The sequence below is a fragment of the Brevibacillus migulae genome (assembly GCF_004521915.1).
In the GTDB taxonomy this organism is placed as follows: Bacteria; Bacillota; Bacilli; order Brevibacillales; family Brevibacillaceae; genus Brevibacillus_F; species Brevibacillus_F migulae.
On record NZ_SDKD01000033.1, the window covers coordinates 21123 to 37456 of the forward strand.

The window sequence follows — 16334 nt, forward strand, 5'->3', positions numbered from 1 at the left end:
TTTGAATTGATGGAGTGACAACTGGACATGATTGACGCTAAGCGTAAGGCCATGATTTTTTTAACGATTGCTTTTATCCTTGCGGTCGTTACAGCAGGGTTAGTCCTTAATGAAATCCGACAAATGCAGATGGCATTAGGGGAGAGGATTTATGTCGCAATTGCTCGTGATGATATCCCTTCCTACACAGAAGTTACATCAGATATGGTGGAGTGGGTTCAGATTCCCAATACTGATAAGTTCTCCTCTTACATAACAGCTCCTCAGGAATTGGATAATTCCGTGTTGATCGTCAAAGTGGGAAAAGGAGAATTGATTACGAAAAGCATTGTCCGCTCTAAGATGGATATTCCTGTCGATCACCGCGTTGTCTGGCTAAATGTGACGAAGAATGTAGTGATTGATCAGGAGATTGCCGAGAATGATCTCGTTGATATTGTTGTCTTTTATCAGGATCTTGGTACCAAAACGGTATTATCGAAAAGGTTATTTGCGAATGTGCCCATCGTGCAGAGGCAGGATGGGGAAAATGGAATAGCATTAAAAGCTTCAATGAGTCTTCAGGATGCGGAAAATTACATCTATTTGCAAAATACGGCTTCTCAAATTCGCATATTGCGTGTTAATCAGATACAAAGAAGCGAGCATCTGAACCAAACACCAACTCAAGAAATGGAGCAACACGAAGAAGACCAAACACAAGAGCCGGAACAACCTCGGCCACAACAACCGCAACAAGCTCCACCACAACAAGAACAAAAAACAACTCCACAGAATCAGGCAAACACTGCCACACAGAATGCAGGCAATGGACAACAACCGCCTGTATCAAAACAGCCTTGATTACAAATCGGCGTCTATCATAAAAACAAAGACCTTTGTAAAAGAAGGGAAGACACCCTTGTGAAAATAAATGCACTGATAGCAACAAAAAATACGGAAATCGCGCAATTAATCGAAAACATCTTAAAACAGCTTCAAATCGAAGTCGTGATCAGTTCCGATTGGAAGAGTGCCCTTTTTAGTCAGGAGACGTACTCCTACTATTTGGTTGATCAAAATACATTGGAGCCAGGGGATTCCGTTCGCGTATCCTCAACCAGCATCCTTATTGGATTGATTCATGAAGCTTCTTTTGAGAATGCCCGCATGTGGATGAAAAATGGTGCGTTCGATGTCATATTGATTCCCCACGAATTAGATGCGTTGAAAACGATTCTGGAGAAAACATCAGAACTTATCCGACTCAATCGTATGGAATTGCTTCACGATGATGTCGGAGGTGGAAGAGTAAGTGCTTTTTACAGCGCAAAAGGCGGTAGTGGAAAGACGATGGTCGCTTCCATGTTCGCGCAGTGTTTAAAGGTAAATCATGAAAAACGCGTAATTCTCATAGACTTGAATGCACAGTATGGCGGAGTAGAAGCGGTGTTTGGAATTGATCCGATACGTTCCTATTATGATTTGCGCCCTGTTATAAAAGAGCTCTCTTTGACACACATCTTAAATGTTTCTGTTAATGACCAAACCACCGGTGTTCAGATTCTGCTTGGTCCAGCCAATCCAGAAAAGGCGGAACAATTGCCGGAAGAACTGATATCCAAAGTAATTCGTATTTGTCGGGCTAACTTCGATCATGTCGTGTTGGATTTGCCAAGTGCATTTAATCCGATCAGCTATACAGGCCTGCAGGAAGCGACAGATATTTATTACTTGCTGACTCCGGAGAGTATGGCAATTCGCAGTTTGAAGCAGGCGACTACCTTATTCCGCCGTTTCCACCTTGGAAATAAGGAAAAGCTGTCGATCATCGTCAATCGTAAACATCGAAAAAGCGAACTAACCGAAAAAGACATTGCCCGATTGGTGGATATTCCGATAGCTGGAACGATCCAGTCTGATTATTTTGCGATCCAGCCCACGATCAATATGGGGCGCCCTTTTTATAGAAAGAAAAAGGAAAAAGTTAGAACCAAGGTATCTCTTGATGTGCGAAAGATTGTAGAGAAAGTGATGAAGTAGGTGATGGAAGAATGACATGGATGAATAAGATCGTACACCAGCATAATATGGTTCTTGCAGCAGATGAGTGGAATGTGAATGATTCCCATGTCGATCATTGGGTTAGGCATTATAAAGCGCGCCTGATCAAAGAAGCTGATCTGAAAACCATCACTACACTGCCACCGCAAGAAAGGAAGCAAACAATTGAACGCCTAGTTTACCAGATGATCGAAGAGGAAAAAGTCATTATTCCTCGGCGGGATATGGAACAAATCATCGAGCAACTGATCAATGAATCAGTAGGTTATGGGCCTCTTGAGACTCTGTTGCGTCAGAATGACATTACCGAGATCATGGTTAACGGCCCTAGAGAAGTCTACATCGAACGCAAAGGGAAATTGGAACTGTCTGATGTTCGATTCAAAGATGAGCAGCATATTCGCCATATCATCGACAGGATTATTGCTCCATTGGGCCGCCGAATCGATGAGAGCTCTCCGATGGTGGATGCGCGTCTACACGACGGAAGCCGCGTTAATGCGGTCATTCCACCTATTAGTTTAAATGGCCCTATCCTTTCCATCCGGAAATTCAACAAGGTTCCGCTAACACTTGACGATTTGCTTTCATTTGGTTCCTTTTCACCGGAAATGGGGGTATTTCTTCAAGCGGCTGTAAAAGCGAAATGCAATATCTTGGTGTCAGGTGGTACAGGAAGCGGAAAAACCACCCTGCTCAACGTGCTGTCTTCCTCCATACCAAGAGGGGAACGTATTGTGACTATTGAGGATATGGCAGAGTTACGCTTTGACTATGACAATATTGTTCGTATGGAAGCCCGCCCCATGAACATGGAAGGGACCGGTGAAGTAACAATCCGCCAATTGGTTCGAAATGCGCTGCGGATGCGTCCTGATCGAATTATTATCGGTGAGGTGCGCGGTAATGAAGCGATCGATATGCTGCAAGCGATGAATACAGGTCATGAAGGGTCCCTTACGACCATCCACGCTAACTCACCGAAAGATGCTTTGGGCCGTTTAGAGGCAATGGTGATCATGTCTGGTCTCGCTTTGACGGTGGATGTTATCCGTGGTTATTTTGTAGGGGCACTGGACCTTATTGTGCAAAGCGAACGTTTGACAGACGGTAAACGAAAACTCGTAAGCATCGCAGAAATTGCGGAAGAAGATGGGGAGACGAAGATACGCGAGATATTTCGCTTCGTACGGGAAGGCGTCGCAGAAGATGGCAGCGTAATTGGGCACTTCACTTCTACCGGGTATGTTCCAAAAGCCTATCATCGAATGCGGGCTTATGGCATTCAAATCTCCGACTCCATCTTTAAACAGGAGGAGAGAGTATGAATCCCATCTTATACGGATTGATTGCCACCTTCTTTTCACTCTCGATCTGCTTCTACTATCTCTGGGTTAATTCGGAGAGTCGGAAAACACAGAAAAGGGTAGAGCAGTGGTTTGAGCTGGAGAGGAAGAAGGAACGGCGAAGTCGGATATTTGTTTTTGGGGATCGGTACGATCAATCGATGTTGTCGGAAAAGCTGCGAAATAGATTGGCAAAGGCGGATCTCCGGATTAAAGCATCCGAATATACTGCCATTTGTCTGCTACTATTCGGACTGCTATGGGCTCTTACGCATTACTTTTTGGAGTTGCTTTTCCCACTCGATGCAGTAGTTGCTCAAATTATTGTGTGGGTTGGTTCTACCTATTTTCTAAACTCAAGAAAGAATCGGTTTATCGATCATTTTGACAAACAATTACCGGAAGTCTGTCGGATGATGAGCAGTACAATAAAGGCTGGTCTGACGTTGCATCAGGGTTTTGAATTGGTTGCAAAGGAATTGAGCCGCCCTGCAGGCCCTGAGTTTCAATTTGTATCTCAGCAGTTACGCTTGGGTGATGATTTTGAGGAGGTGATGCAGCGATTTCAGGAGAGAGTCGAAAGCAAGGAACTGCAAATTTTCATTAGTACGGTGATGATTCAGCGAAAAGTGGGGGGAAACCTTGCAGAGATTTTAGGGATCATGGCAGAAACTTTGGAAGAGCGCTTTCGTGTAGGAAAAGATATCAAAACAGCCACTGCTGAGGCGAAATCCGTAGCAACCATTTTGCCAATAATGCCCATTGGAATGGGACTTATGATGAATGTCATGATGCCAGGCTTTTTAAATCCACTGTTTACGCCGTGGGGTCTGATCCTCCTTGCAATCGTCGTGGTGATGCAATTATTTGCTTTCTTGCTAATTAGACAAATCACAAGGATAAGGGTGTAGCAAACGTGGAGTTGAATTTGATTGGTCCGGTAGCAGTCCTTATCGGGTTTATTCTACTGCTCATTTTAATCGGTTTTCTCTACACATGGTTATACATTGCAAAAAAGCAAGTCCTGATTGAACACGTAGGGACAGATGAAGCAGTCACGATAAAAACAACATCGCTTCGAGAAAAATTATGGTCACCACTAATTCGTGTGGCAGCGTTTGTTGGACCGACTGCAATGAAGTATCCGCTCTTCGCGAAGCCGGAAAAAGACGAAATGATTCTTACACGAGCAGGGCATCCGATGGGGATTACCTTAAGTCATGTATATGGAATGCGTTACTTTTTAAGCTTTACCAGCTTTTTTATCCTGTGGTTCTGTTTTCTACTCGGTATGCCATTTGGGTTGTTTTTCCTAGTAACTGTTCCCGTGTTTATGTTTTTTTTACCTATCATTTGGATTCATTCTCAGGCTAAAAAACGACAGGAAGAGATCAGTTCATCTATGCCGGATTTTCTTGATACAGTCAGCATTACATTGCAGGCTGGGGTATCGCTGGAAATTGCCTTGAGGCAAGTAACAGCAATTATGAAAGGGCCATTAAGTGAGGAGTTTCAGCAATTTTTGCAGCAAATAAGTTTAGGGGTACCAAGAAGAACAGCTTTTCAAAACCTGCTAACCCGTAACAATGCCAAGGAATTGGAGATCTTGGTACATTCCTTGCTACAAGGAATTGAGCTTGGTGTTCCAATTTCCAATGTATTCCGGGTGCAATCAGAAGATTTGCGGGCTACTCGTGGATACACGGCCAAAGAAAAGGCAGCTAAGGCAAGTCCAAAGGTTACGTTGATCGCTACATTCATCATTACCCCTTCTGTACTACTGTTAATTGTTGGGCTGCTTGCTCTTAATTACGTTTACAACCCGCAATTACTGGGGTTGCAATAAATATCAAAATGTTAGGAGAGATTTTACATGGAAACAATCCGTCAATACTTGAAACGCTTCGTGAAGAGTGAACGCGGGGCAATCTCAATTGAGTACATTGCTGTGGGTATGCTCGTTCTCGTAATCGTAGGTGGTATTATCACCTACATCAAAGACACTTCTGGGAATGACATTGGTAAAGAAGCAAATAACAAGATTAAGTCCTTCATTCAAGGTATTGGTAACGAGTAAACAGAGCGATGACTAAAAAAATTCGAAAAGTAATAAAGGAACAGCGAGGGTCATTAACCATCGAATTTATCGCCATGTTTCCTTTCATTATTTTTGCATTCATGCTCTTTTGGCAAATTGCATTGGTTGGCTTCACTTTGGTTGTCACCGAAGCAGCTGCACGGGATGGTGCCCGTGTAGCTGCTGTCGGAGGAGCATATGAGACAGCTGTGAAAAATGCCATTTCCGGGTTGCAACTGGAGGATATAGATAAAAATGGTTCCTCTGATGAAGTGACCGTTACTGTTTCTACGAAGGTTCCGGTTGTAAAAATTCCGCTTATTTCTGATTTGCATTTTACAATTACTCGCGATGCAACAATGCCAAGAGAAACAAAGGGGTAGTACCTATGCGTGCTTTCTTCTCCAAAGAGGATGGAAATACCCACATCATCGTTTTAGGGCTGGTGTGGGCTGCTCTTTTTATAAGTCTTATTTTCTTTGACTTCTTTACAGTATTTATCAACAAGCGTGTCAGTCAGACAAGCGCAGATGCGGCAGCGTTAGGGGCATCAGAGGAAGCCATGAAGGTGTATCAAAGCAGACTAAGAATGGATATCAACACCGAATCGGCTATTTTGAGTGCAAGGGTGTATGCGGAAGCTAGCGCCAGAGCAGCTGCTGAAAGAATTCCCTTCGAAGTAGCATGGAGACAGATTATCAATGAAAGGCATATTCCATCCGGTGTGGAAAAAAAATTAAAGAACTTAAATTATGATGTGGATGCAACGGAAGCACTTACCTATTTTTACGGACCTTTTTATAAAAATGACATGGGACGTATTACGGAAATGATGTGCAGTGCGATCCGTTCTGCACCCAGCGTAAAAAGTGAAGCGCGATATTATGCTGAGAAAAACGGTGCATCCCCGGAAGTAAAACTGATTTTTCCGTACAAAGAGAGATTTGAGGTATTTGTGAGTGTAAAAAAAACAACCTCGTTCCAGAGTGTTGCTGATGATAGATTCAAACCGGGCGAGAGAGATATTTATGCAAACGCAGCGGCGTCAATTAAATTACCAAAGGGAATCCCGTATTATCCAAGCAGATGTGGCTCTTTCTAAATTAAATATAATTTCAAAATTTAAAGGAGGAGTATTGCTTGAAAGAACAACTGAAAAAGAGCATTCTAATTAGTTGGTTGGCAATTTTACTCCTTCAATTATTTTTGCCGTTTTCCTCTGTGGTAACTATCGTCCATGCGGATAATGGGGTCTCCTTCAAATATGACGATGACGAACGAATGCGATTGACTCCGACTGATATTAAAGAGGTTGACTATAAAAGCGCAGAGCCGGTCGGTGGAGAAGTCATAGGCGCTAGCCCAGGTGTATGGGATTGGGTTTTTGGCTTTTTCCGAGACGTTTGGGATGGAATCACAGATTGGGCTAACAATTGGGATCGAGATCTTCCGGATTGGTTATCGGGTCTTTTAAAAGGAATTGGCGTAGCCCTGATCGTCATCGCGGGCATTGCAGTGCTTGTATTTACCGGAGTTATTGGCATTGCTGTTGGTATCGTTGCGGGTGTAGGAGCATTAATTGCGGGGGCACTTTACGGATTCTTTACAGGCGGGGATCAATTTAAATTCTGGGAAGGTCTTTTTTCGGCTACGGTCGGTGCGCTGCTTGGAGGTTTTTTATATACCAGCGGAGCTCTCGGGGCGATGGGAGCTCTATTTCGACAATTGTTCGCCACTCCTTTTTCGGCACTATGGGCAGAACTCCGTTTTGTCGGAAGTTATCTATGGAGTGGGCTCGCAGGGGCTGGTCGTATATTGGCAAGTGAACTGGGACTTGCAGGACGAACGTTTTGGGGAGCGATTACTGGGGCGGCACGCATGGTTAGCACTGGTTTTGGTAATTCATGGCAATTGATTCGGTCCGGGACATGGTCCGCAATTGGAAGTGCTTTTCGTGCGATTGGTAGTGGGTTTGCTAATGCAGGACGCTTTTTGGCAACCGGTATCGGGAACTCTTTACGCATTGCATGGGGAGGGCTATCTGGAGCAGCACAATCGTTATGGGGTGGATTATCGAGTGCTGGAACCGCTGTTTGGCGTGGGTTGATTTCTATGAAAACAGCATTCCAATCAGGATTCTCCACCATTTGGACAGCACTTCGGCCATCTCTCGCATTGAATGGACCAATTACTATGGGGGCGTTTTATAGTGGATTAGGAACCTTAATGGTTGAAATTTCGAAATCCCTTTTAGGAATGCAAGAATGGAGTTTTAAAAATGTAGCTATCAGTGTGGGGCTCAGTCTGATACCAGGAGCTGTTTTTGGTAAATTCATGGGTGTGGTCGGGCAGCTATGGAGTAGTAAGAAATGGGGGCAGTTGCTCCTTTGGACTGTTCCAATATCAGCCGCAAGCGGGTTGGAAAATGTAATTGGTGAATATTTGAAATCAGGAAGTACTTCTTTTAATGATTTCTTCGTTGCATATATTACAGGTACCGTCGTTCATGGATCAGGTTTATTCATTTTTGCTCCGTCCGCCAGGGAATATATTAATGTAATATTAGGAAAACATCTGGAGGAAATCATTAAGACAGGTGTGGGGAATATTTCGAATTGGAATGACACTACGAAGGATAAGGACAATTATATAAAGAAAGGTATAAATGCTGTTCGTGATGCAGGAAACAATCTTATGATTGAGTTCAAGTATTATTATCAGCGTTTGGTGGATCAATTTGTGCGGTGATCAAATAATTAGGGAAAGGAGGGAACGGATGTGGGGAGCCGCTTTACCTTTTCAAAAATCCGAAATATTGTAATTATTACGTGGCTCGCTAGCCTTGTATACTTTGTTTATGTGGTGAAAGATTACGAGGGACGTTTCCTTAGTGAACTTCCCATTGCAGATAAAGTATTCTGTTGGATTTTTGTTATTCAAACTTTTACCTTAGCGGAAGTTATGATATTGAATATCAAGGGAATTGAAAGGACACCTAGGACCATTTTCTTCACCATTTTTGTATTGATCGCTTATTCTGTATTTCGGATAACCAGATGATGCATACATTGATCTTTAAGTGGAGGAACAAAATGGAAAAAAACAGGAAATCGTCGCGGTACATCGTATACTCACTATTGTTTGTGATGCTTCTCACTGGATGCAACACTACCGAACAGCCGACTCAACCCGTGAACCAACCAACTACGACAAAACCGAAGCCCGAACCAACGCCATCACAACAACCAAGAACCAAACAAGAACAGCCTTCTCTAGCTGGATTTAAGGAGGAAGCATTAAAGGTACCCGAAACACCGGAGGAACTATTCGCTTATCCGGCGGGGAAATTATCTGGGAAGCCTTACGAGGAAAATCAGGAAGCCATTGAAAAGGAACTTGATCAGTTCCCGCCTCTATCAGCAAGCAACAATGAAGAATATTGGAACCAACTGGTCTATTTATTTGCCGAGCATCATCCTCATCCATCGACAGTCGTATGGCCGGATACAAAGGTAGGGGACCCTGATATTGATGGCCAATTCACACTGAAGGAAAATCTCAATGTCGAGATAGTCCTTGATGCGAGTGGCAGTATGGCCAATAAAATAGGCGGGACAACAATGATGGAGCAAGCAAAGCTTGCAATACGTCAATTTGCAGCATCCTTACCCAAAGATGCAAACGTTGCGCTACGGGTATATGGACATAAAGGAACGGGATCGGAAAAAGATAAGACTTTGTCGTGTGGAAGCAGCGAATTAGTGTATTCCTTCCGGCCTTACAACGAAAAGGAACTTTCTGAGTCCTTAGGTAAATTCAAACCTGCTGGCTGGACACCGATTGCAAGGTCACTGGAAGGTGTCAAACAAGATTTAGCGCCGTACCACAATGAAAAGAATACCAATATCGTTTACTTGGTCAGCGACGGGGTCGAAACTTGCGGTGGTGACCCAGCTAAGGTAGCTGCGGAGCTGGTTGAATCCAATATATCTCCGATTGTGAACATTATCGGGTTTGATGTGGACAGCGATGGGGAAAACCAACTCAAAAAAATCGCTGAATCTGCAAAGGGTACCTATGTGACTGTTCACAACCAAGATCAACTCATGAAAGAATTAAATCGAAATGAAGAAATGATAGAGAAGTGGGAAAAGTGGAAGGAAGAAGCAATCGACTATACGAACAAGTCTTCCTCAAATTATTTAGACGCATTTTCAAAATATATATCTGACATGATGGATTTAAAAAACAGGGAAAAGGCTAACATTGATGAGGCCATCGATTATTTGGAAGAGGCAGGCAAAATTCCACACGATGATTCTTTTACATTAAAAGAATTAAATAATAATCGAACACTTTTTATTGAAAATATTCGAAGTGACCTTGCCAAAACCTTTAGGGATATGAGGAGTAAAAAGGAAGAGGAATTAAAGAAGGCAATCAATGACAAGTTTAAACAGAATACGAGTGTAAATTAAGGTATCGGGCAGAGGAATCTGCCCGATGGAATTTATTACGCCGTGAAAGTAAAATAATTACTTTTTTGACTTATATAGGGATTGCTAAGGGGAGCCGTTTTATGAACAAAGATAAAGATTCACATCGTATTCGAAATGCGAGGACATTTCCACAAGTAGCCCTGCTTACCTCGCTATTCGCTTTCGGTTGTAATATTGATTATGTGGCAGCTGCTGATAACATCAGAACAGGGAATATCAAGACAGGGAATATCAAGACAGGGAATATCAAGACAGGGAACATCCAGACAGGGAACATCCAGACAGGGAATATCAAGACAGGAACAATCCAAACAGGAGGGATCCAAACAGGCAATATACAGAGTGGCGTTATCAATTCAGGATCAGTTCAGACCGGAAGTATCCAAGATGGGAAAATCCAAAGCGGAGTTGGAACAAGCCAATCGAACGGACCACAAAACGGTGAAGTCAAAACGGGGAGTAACAATACTCGAGAAATTCAGAGAGATAAAATCAAAGACATCAGGGTCGGTACAAATGCACCAAAATCAACAAGTACGCAACCTTCTAAATCAACCGGGAATACTTTTAAACCAACTCCCCCTCCCAAAAACGAGCAAAATAAAACTACGCCAGTTCCTGCACCACAATACGGGCCACCGTACCCTATAAAAACTTCTCAGTCGGCAACTTCCACCAGCGATTACAACTTTGAAAAAGAACTACAGAAGTTCCCTGAGTCATATAGGCCAGCACTTATTGAGCTACATAAGAAGCATCCTCAATGGCAGTTTGTTGCAGATAATACGGGTGTAGATTTTAACAAGTTTTTACAAGCAGAAATGCTTAATGGCCACGTGTGTACGCCGGAGCAGAAGTATGGATATAATCCTCCTTGGCGCGATCCTAAGTACAAATATGACAATGGTTATTACGCGGCATCACCTGAAGCTGTCGCCTATTTTATGGATCCGCGTAATTTTTTGACGGAACGACAAGTCTTTCAATTTTTTTCTGCAAAATATAACCCCACTACTCAAAATATAGATTCGGTTAAAAAAGTTCTTTCGAGAAATCGTTTATCGAAAAAGGCAGAGACGTTCCTTGAAGCAGGTAATACAAAGGTAAGTGCAGTATTTTTGGCAGCAAAATCATCAATAGAAACTTCAGGTGGCAATTCGGATTTAGCAACTGGTAAAGTGAGGGGATATGCAGGTTGGTATAATATGTATGGGTTTGGCGCTTACGATGGAAATGCAAATGTAAATGGGGCTAAAAAAGCGAAAGAATTAGGTTGGAACACACCGGAGAAAGCGATAATCGGTGGTGCCGAAGTAATTTATAATAGCTATATCGTAAAGGGACAAGATACATTATATAGTATGAAGTGGAATGTTAATAATTATAAGACTTCAGGAAAAGTTGGAGGACAATACGCAACGCATATTAAAGATGCTGTTAATAAAGCTGATCGATTTGCAGAAGCATTAAGTCACGCAGATGCCCCTTTTACGTTTCGGATTCCTGTGTACGAAAACATGTCTCCTAAGTCTCATTCCACCCCATCCAAGCCAACGATAAAAAAATAATGGAGAATGATGCGCATGACTAAAATTTTTCAATTATTCTCGTATGTTAGCTTACTATTAATTCTAATTCTTTCAGGGTGCATAGGTAGTTCAAATGCGGAAATAGAAAGACCTAGCATAAATCAGGATCCAGATAAGGTCCAGGAACATGTTTCCAAGTTCAAAGCTGTTTCCGCTGGGTACAATCATACACTTGCTGTCGATGAAAAGGGGAATATTTGGGCATGGGGATCCAATGAATATGGGCAATTGGGAAACGGTGGAACAGCTGATAGTAATGTTCCAACTAAAATCGAGAACTTTTCCAAAGTCGTAGCCGTAGCAGGAGGAGCTACTCATTCTCTAGCCCTCAGGGAGGATGGAACTGTTTGGAGCTGGGGAGCCAATCAATTCGGAGAGCTTGGAAATGGTACCCATAATGATAGCTTTGTACCAGTTCAAGTAAAAGGAATTGACCAGATAGTAGCAATTGATGCGAACGCAAACAACTCTATTGCACTAAAAAAGGACGGCACGGTCTGGGTATGGGGAAGTAATGTCAATGGCCAATTAGGAGTTGAAGGTGATCATCCTGATACCCCTCTTCAAGTAGCAGGTTTGGAAAATATTGATAAAGTATCTTGCGGTCTTAGCTTTTGTTTGGCGTTGCAAAAAGAAACAGGAACTGTATGGGCATGGGGATGGAATCGAGATACCAATCTTGGTGTTGGATCTAATGAGGAGATTGTTCATTCTCCCAAAAAGGTAACAATCATTACGGATATCAATGATATTGCGGGGGCAAATGGCTCTATAATTGCTTTGAAAAAGGATGGCTCAATATGGGAGTGGGGGAACGGTGTACAGCCGGAGAAAATTAGTGAGGCTGGGACTGCAATCTCTATCGGACGAGGAACCAATCATTACTTTTCCATTCAAAATAGCGGACAATTGTCTTCTTGGGGCTTTAATGACAAAGGGCAATTGGGAACCGGGGTGAACGTGAGCGATTATGTTTCATTGCAAAATGTAAAAGGGATTACTAATGTTATTTCTATATCAGGTGGAGAAACTCATTCAGTCGCATTAGATAAGGAAGGAACTGTATGGACATGGGGAAGCAATGAATATGGACAATTGGGAGATGGAACGAACACTGATAAATCGATTCCTGAAAAACTGACAATTAAAGAGACACAATAAGAAGGGGAGCGGCCTCTGTAGTAGCCGCTTCCTCTGCTGAAAAAACTCGCGACTTAAAACACATTATAAATTGAGAAAACAGAGGTAAATAGACCTAATTAGAGAAGTCGGAGAAGTTACTATCAATTTTTTACATATAAAACGTGGTAGGTTTAAATAATGAAATTGTTTTATCACGAGGAGTGTCTTACTTGAGAACCGTGTCTCCGAGCCGTTATCGTTATTATGATTATGATTATGCTAATCGTTACCGGGTGTAGCTCGTTAAGCGAGTCAAATGCAGTTAGCAAGGAACCCCAACCACCCCCGGTCTCTCTGGAATTTGATCCAAGATAAGTAAAGAAGGGAGAAAAGATTGCCGGTCTTGAGATAAAAAAAGTGAAATTTACTCCAGTCACAAGTATGAATGAGGAACTCTATTTTGATGCGGCGACAGTTGAATTTACAGGAGAAGTAGAAGTAGCAGGGACGTATGAATATATGCCAAGCGAACACGAGACGATGGGGAATCAAATCTATTTTATGTAGATGCGACTGCGACCTTCCCCAAAATGAAAATATCTGAAGCCATAAACAAGGAACGTTTCGAAGGAATCACCTTACAATTCCAGACGGAAGAAGAGAAAAGTAGCTTTAGTGAACCGGGGACAAATGGGAAAGCTACACTGCGCATCTCAGATGTTACAATGAAATTTGCCCAATCGGGAGTGACGGATACGGCGAGCGTCAAACTGATTGTCTCTATAGCTCCTGAAAAAAAGTCACAAGAGCCTAAAGCGGAAGAGGAGAAGGTAAAATGGATAGCCTTCTCATCTATTGGATTTCCTAAAGAGAGGGAGGCGTTAAAAAGCTATTTTGCAGAAGAAATGGCGAAGATCGCTGAAACAGATGGTCAAAAGAAGGAATTGGATATGTTGCTTGCTCTGGAAGATGTAAATGGCGATGGTGAACAGGATATTATCGTGGCGCTGCATGATGTGTACTTCACAGGAGGCAATTGGAACAGCAATGTTCAAATCATTCCACAGTTAAAAGGGAAGCTCCAGGGGGAATATTGTGATCGGTCAGATCAATCTGGAGATAAATGAAAAAGGTGAGCAAAAGAACTTAGGTATATTGGAGATAACGGAACAAGGGTGGAAAAAATTAATGGTAGATGGGAAGATCGCACGTTATAACGGTAAGGATCAATATGATTATTAAGAAAACACACATTGATTTCTTATCTGTGGATCGGTCAAGGAGCACCTTACGTTCATCTTAAATTTGGAAAACGGCTTTATATTAACGATAGCCGTTTTTTCTTTTGTCAATTAGCTAGGAGAGACACCAATCCCTCTGAATGAAAAGCGTTTGTGTTTACGTTATTAGTTGGCAATTCAGTCATTTCGATGATGGTAGACGGAGAAAGGTAAGATGCAATTGACATGCGAGTAGATCTCTTAGAGATCTGCACAGCTATACAAGTACCTGTTGATCCATTTTAAGAACTAGATTGTTAGGGGATCGGAAATAAAAAGTAAAATTTAGCGATGAAAGGGGAAAGATCGATGAAAGATCTGACCTTTAATAAGATTAGAATTGTCACGCTAATTACATGGGCCATTAGTTTCGTGTATTTTATATACGTTGTAAAAGACTACGAAGGCCGATATTTAAGTGAACTTCCCATGACTGATAAAGTATACTGCTGGATATTCGCCTTCCATACTCTCGCATTGGCTGAGGTCATAATGTTAAGCGCTCGAGGCATTGAGCGAACACCACGGATTATTTTTTTCACGTTATTTAATTTGATTGCTTTTTGCTTGTTTCGGCTGTTCAGATGAGCTTAGTAGCTAGCTTTAAAGGAAACATTTTGAAATTTTGATCTCGCTCCGGTAGTATTTTGCTATGCATAAAAACTTGGAAAAAAGGATTACTTTAAATAAGGCTGGAAGCTGAATCGTGCTATTCATTTGCAACATTTTCTATGCATGGGGGAACTTGTATGACGAAAACAAGAATGAAAACACTTTCACATATAATTCTATATGTGCTTTTGGCCACCAGTCTTATTGGCTGTACGACATCCGAGCCAACTTCAACTCCTCAACCACAACCGACTACTACTCAGACAAGTACTACAGAAGAGGCTCCTGAAAAGCAATCAAATGCAGGAGATACTACTAAACAAACTGGATTTAAGAAAGAAGTCCCTAAACCGCCTTCAACTGGGGAGGAGTTGTTCGCATATCCTAAGGGGATATTTGCAGGGAAGAGATACGAGGAAAATCAGAGAGAAATTGAAGAAACTCTCGACCAGTTTCCGTTACTCTCGGAAAGTAATGAGGAAGAATACTGGAACCAGCTTGTTTTTTTATTTGCTGAAAAGTACTCACATCCTTCATCGGTATTGGATACTTGGATAAATTCTGATTTGGAAGGGCCGCAAATTGATTCAAAGATTACCTTGAAAGAGCATCTTAATGTAGAAATTGTGTTAGATGCAAGTGGCAGTATGGCAAAGAAGATTGGTGGAGCCACTATGATGGAGCAAGCGAAAAAAGCAATTCGTGAGTTTGCAGCAGCTCTGCCTCAAAATGCAAATATCGCCCTTCGTGTATATGGACATAAAGGATCTGGTTCTGATGAAGACAAGGCTATCTCGTGTGGCAGTAGCGAGCTGATTTATTCCCTGCGTCCTTACAACGCTCAAGAACTGAATCAAGGATTAAATAAATTTAAACCGACCGGGTGGACACCGATAGCACTTTCGTTGGAAGGGGTTAAAGAGGATCTGGCTCCATTTACCAAGGAAGATAACACGAATATTGTTTATCTGGTAAGCGATGGTGTTGAAACATGTGGCGGAGATCCTGTGAAAGTTGCCAAGGAGCTCGCTGATTCTAATATCTCACCAATTATTAACATTATCGGATTTGATGTTGATAGCCAAGGAGAGAATCAGCTGAAAAAAATTGCTGAATCCGCAGGTGGTACCTATGTAACTGTAAAAAATCAGGAGCAATTAATGAAAGAATTTGATCGCAGCAAAGACCTTGCCCAGAAATGGAGTGCTTGGTATACAAAAGCGATCCAAAAGAAGATGGAATTATCGAAGAATATTACACAAGCGGGAATGGATTTTAATAGAGAGATGACCAATAGCAAGTTTACTGAATATCAAAACTTGAATAGTGCGATCAACTACTTATCGAAAATATCAAAAATCTCACATGATGACACATTTACCTTTCGGAAACGCTTAGATGAAAGGGAAGAATTAATTGAAAGTGTTCAGGATGAACTGGATCGTTTATTTTCTGAGTCAGGGGAAAAGCGAATAGAAGAGTTAGAAAAGATCATTGAAGAGAAGTATAAGACGAATACAAATAGTAATTGATTAACATCCTGAGCATATCTCGCTGTTCAATAGTCGCCCAGCCCTTACATCTGCCGAATATTTCAGTCATATTTGTCAGGCTTCTAATATATCAAAAATGATAGACCTAAATGATATTAAATCGAATCGAGTTGAAGAGATGATAGAGAAGTGAGGAAAGTAGAAGCAAGAGGAAATTGACAATACAAATTAATGTCAACATCAATCTAAAATTCCTCAAAATCATCAATTGAA

The 16334-nt window shown here is 41.9% G+C and carries 16 protein-coding genes; all 16 read left to right on the plus strand.

Annotation, left to right across the window (positions count from 1 at the left end; translation table 11 throughout):
- Nucleotides 1-27: 27 nt before the first annotated feature.
- Nucleotides 28-843, plus strand: a complete 816-nt coding sequence (locus tag EIZ37_RS23735) for an SAF domain-containing protein (RefSeq protein ID WP_134687244.1) — start codon at nucleotides 28-30, stop codon at nucleotides 841-843.
- Between the two features lie 60 nt (nucleotides 844-903).
- Nucleotides 904-2022: an AAA family ATPase gene (locus EIZ37_RS23740; protein WP_134687245.1), complete on the plus strand. Its 1119-nt coding sequence runs from the start codon at nucleotides 904-906 to the stop codon at nucleotides 2020-2022.
- Nucleotides 2023-2042: 20 nt separating this feature from the next.
- On the plus strand, nucleotides 2043-3371 hold the full coding sequence (locus tag EIZ37_RS23745; protein ID WP_205683882.1) for a CpaF family protein: 1329 nt from the start codon (nucleotides 2043-2045) through the stop codon (nucleotides 3369-3371).
- Nucleotides 3368-4300, plus strand: coding sequence for a type II secretion system F family protein (locus EIZ37_RS23750; RefSeq protein WP_134687247.1), 933 nt, complete (start codon nucleotides 3368-3370; stop codon nucleotides 4298-4300). The genes EIZ37_RS23745 and EIZ37_RS23750 overlap by 4 nt, the downstream gene beginning before the upstream one ends.
- 5 nt (nucleotides 4301-4305) lie before the next feature.
- The gene (locus tag EIZ37_RS23755; RefSeq protein ID WP_134687248.1) at nucleotides 4306-5235 is read left to right on the plus strand and encodes a type II secretion system F family protein; all 930 of its coding nucleotides are present in this window, start codon (nucleotides 4306-4308) and stop codon (nucleotides 5233-5235) included.
- 27 nt (nucleotides 5236-5262) lie between these two features.
- On the plus strand, nucleotides 5263-5466 hold the full coding sequence (locus tag EIZ37_RS23760; protein WP_134687249.1) for a TadE/TadG family type IV pilus assembly protein: 204 nt from the start codon (nucleotides 5263-5265) through the stop codon (nucleotides 5464-5466).
- Nucleotides 5467-5474: 8 nt separating this feature from the next.
- Nucleotides 5475-5849: a TadE/TadG family type IV pilus assembly protein gene (locus tag EIZ37_RS23765; protein WP_134687250.1), complete on the plus strand. Its 375-nt coding sequence runs from the start codon at nucleotides 5475-5477 to the stop codon at nucleotides 5847-5849.
- Nucleotides 5850-5854: 5 nt separating this feature from the next.
- Nucleotides 5855-6568 carry a Tad domain-containing protein gene (locus EIZ37_RS23770; protein WP_134687251.1) on the plus strand — a complete coding sequence of 238 codons (714 nt, stop codon included), beginning with the start codon at nucleotides 5855-5857 and terminating at the stop codon, nucleotides 6566-6568.
- A gap of 38 nt (nucleotides 6569-6606) precedes the next feature.
- A complete protein-coding gene (locus EIZ37_RS23775; protein WP_134687252.1) occupies nucleotides 6607-8214 on the plus strand; it encodes a phage tail tape measure protein in 1608 nt (535 codons plus the stop codon).
- Between the two features lie 344 nt (nucleotides 8215-8558).
- On the plus strand, nucleotides 8559-9944 hold the full coding sequence (locus EIZ37_RS23780) for a VWA domain-containing protein (protein ID WP_167569102.1): 1386 nt from the start codon (nucleotides 8559-8561) through the stop codon (nucleotides 9942-9944).
- 101 nt (nucleotides 9945-10045) lie between these two features.
- Entirely contained in the window at nucleotides 10046-11533 is a 1488-nt protein-coding gene (locus tag EIZ37_RS23785; protein WP_134687254.1) for an N-acetylglucosaminidase, read from the plus strand.
- Nucleotides 11534-11548: 15 nt separating this feature from the next.
- Complete coding sequence (locus EIZ37_RS23790) at nucleotides 11549-12715, plus strand: RCC1 domain-containing protein (RefSeq protein WP_167569103.1); 1167 nt, start codon at nucleotides 11549-11551, stop codon at nucleotides 12713-12715.
- Nucleotides 12716-13093: 378 nt separating this feature from the next.
- Nucleotides 13094-13243 carry a hypothetical protein gene (locus EIZ37_RS26165; protein ID WP_167569104.1) on the plus strand — a complete coding sequence of 50 codons (150 nt, stop codon included), beginning with the start codon at nucleotides 13094-13096 and terminating at the stop codon, nucleotides 13241-13243.
- Between the two features lie 23 nt (nucleotides 13244-13266).
- Nucleotides 13267-13803, plus strand: a complete 537-nt coding sequence (locus EIZ37_RS23795; RefSeq protein WP_134687256.1) for an FG-GAP repeat protein — start codon at nucleotides 13267-13269, stop codon at nucleotides 13801-13803.
- On the plus strand, nucleotides 13772-13918 hold the full coding sequence (locus EIZ37_RS26170; protein ID WP_167569105.1) for a hypothetical protein: 147 nt from the start codon (nucleotides 13772-13774) through the stop codon (nucleotides 13916-13918). The genes EIZ37_RS23795 and EIZ37_RS26170 overlap by 32 nt, the downstream gene beginning before the upstream one ends.
- 787 nt (nucleotides 13919-14705) lie before the next feature.
- Nucleotides 14706-16100, plus strand: coding sequence for a VWA domain-containing protein (locus EIZ37_RS23800; protein WP_167569106.1), 1395 nt, complete (start codon nucleotides 14706-14708; stop codon nucleotides 16098-16100).
- The last annotated feature ends 234 nt before the right edge of the window (nucleotides 16101-16334 follow it).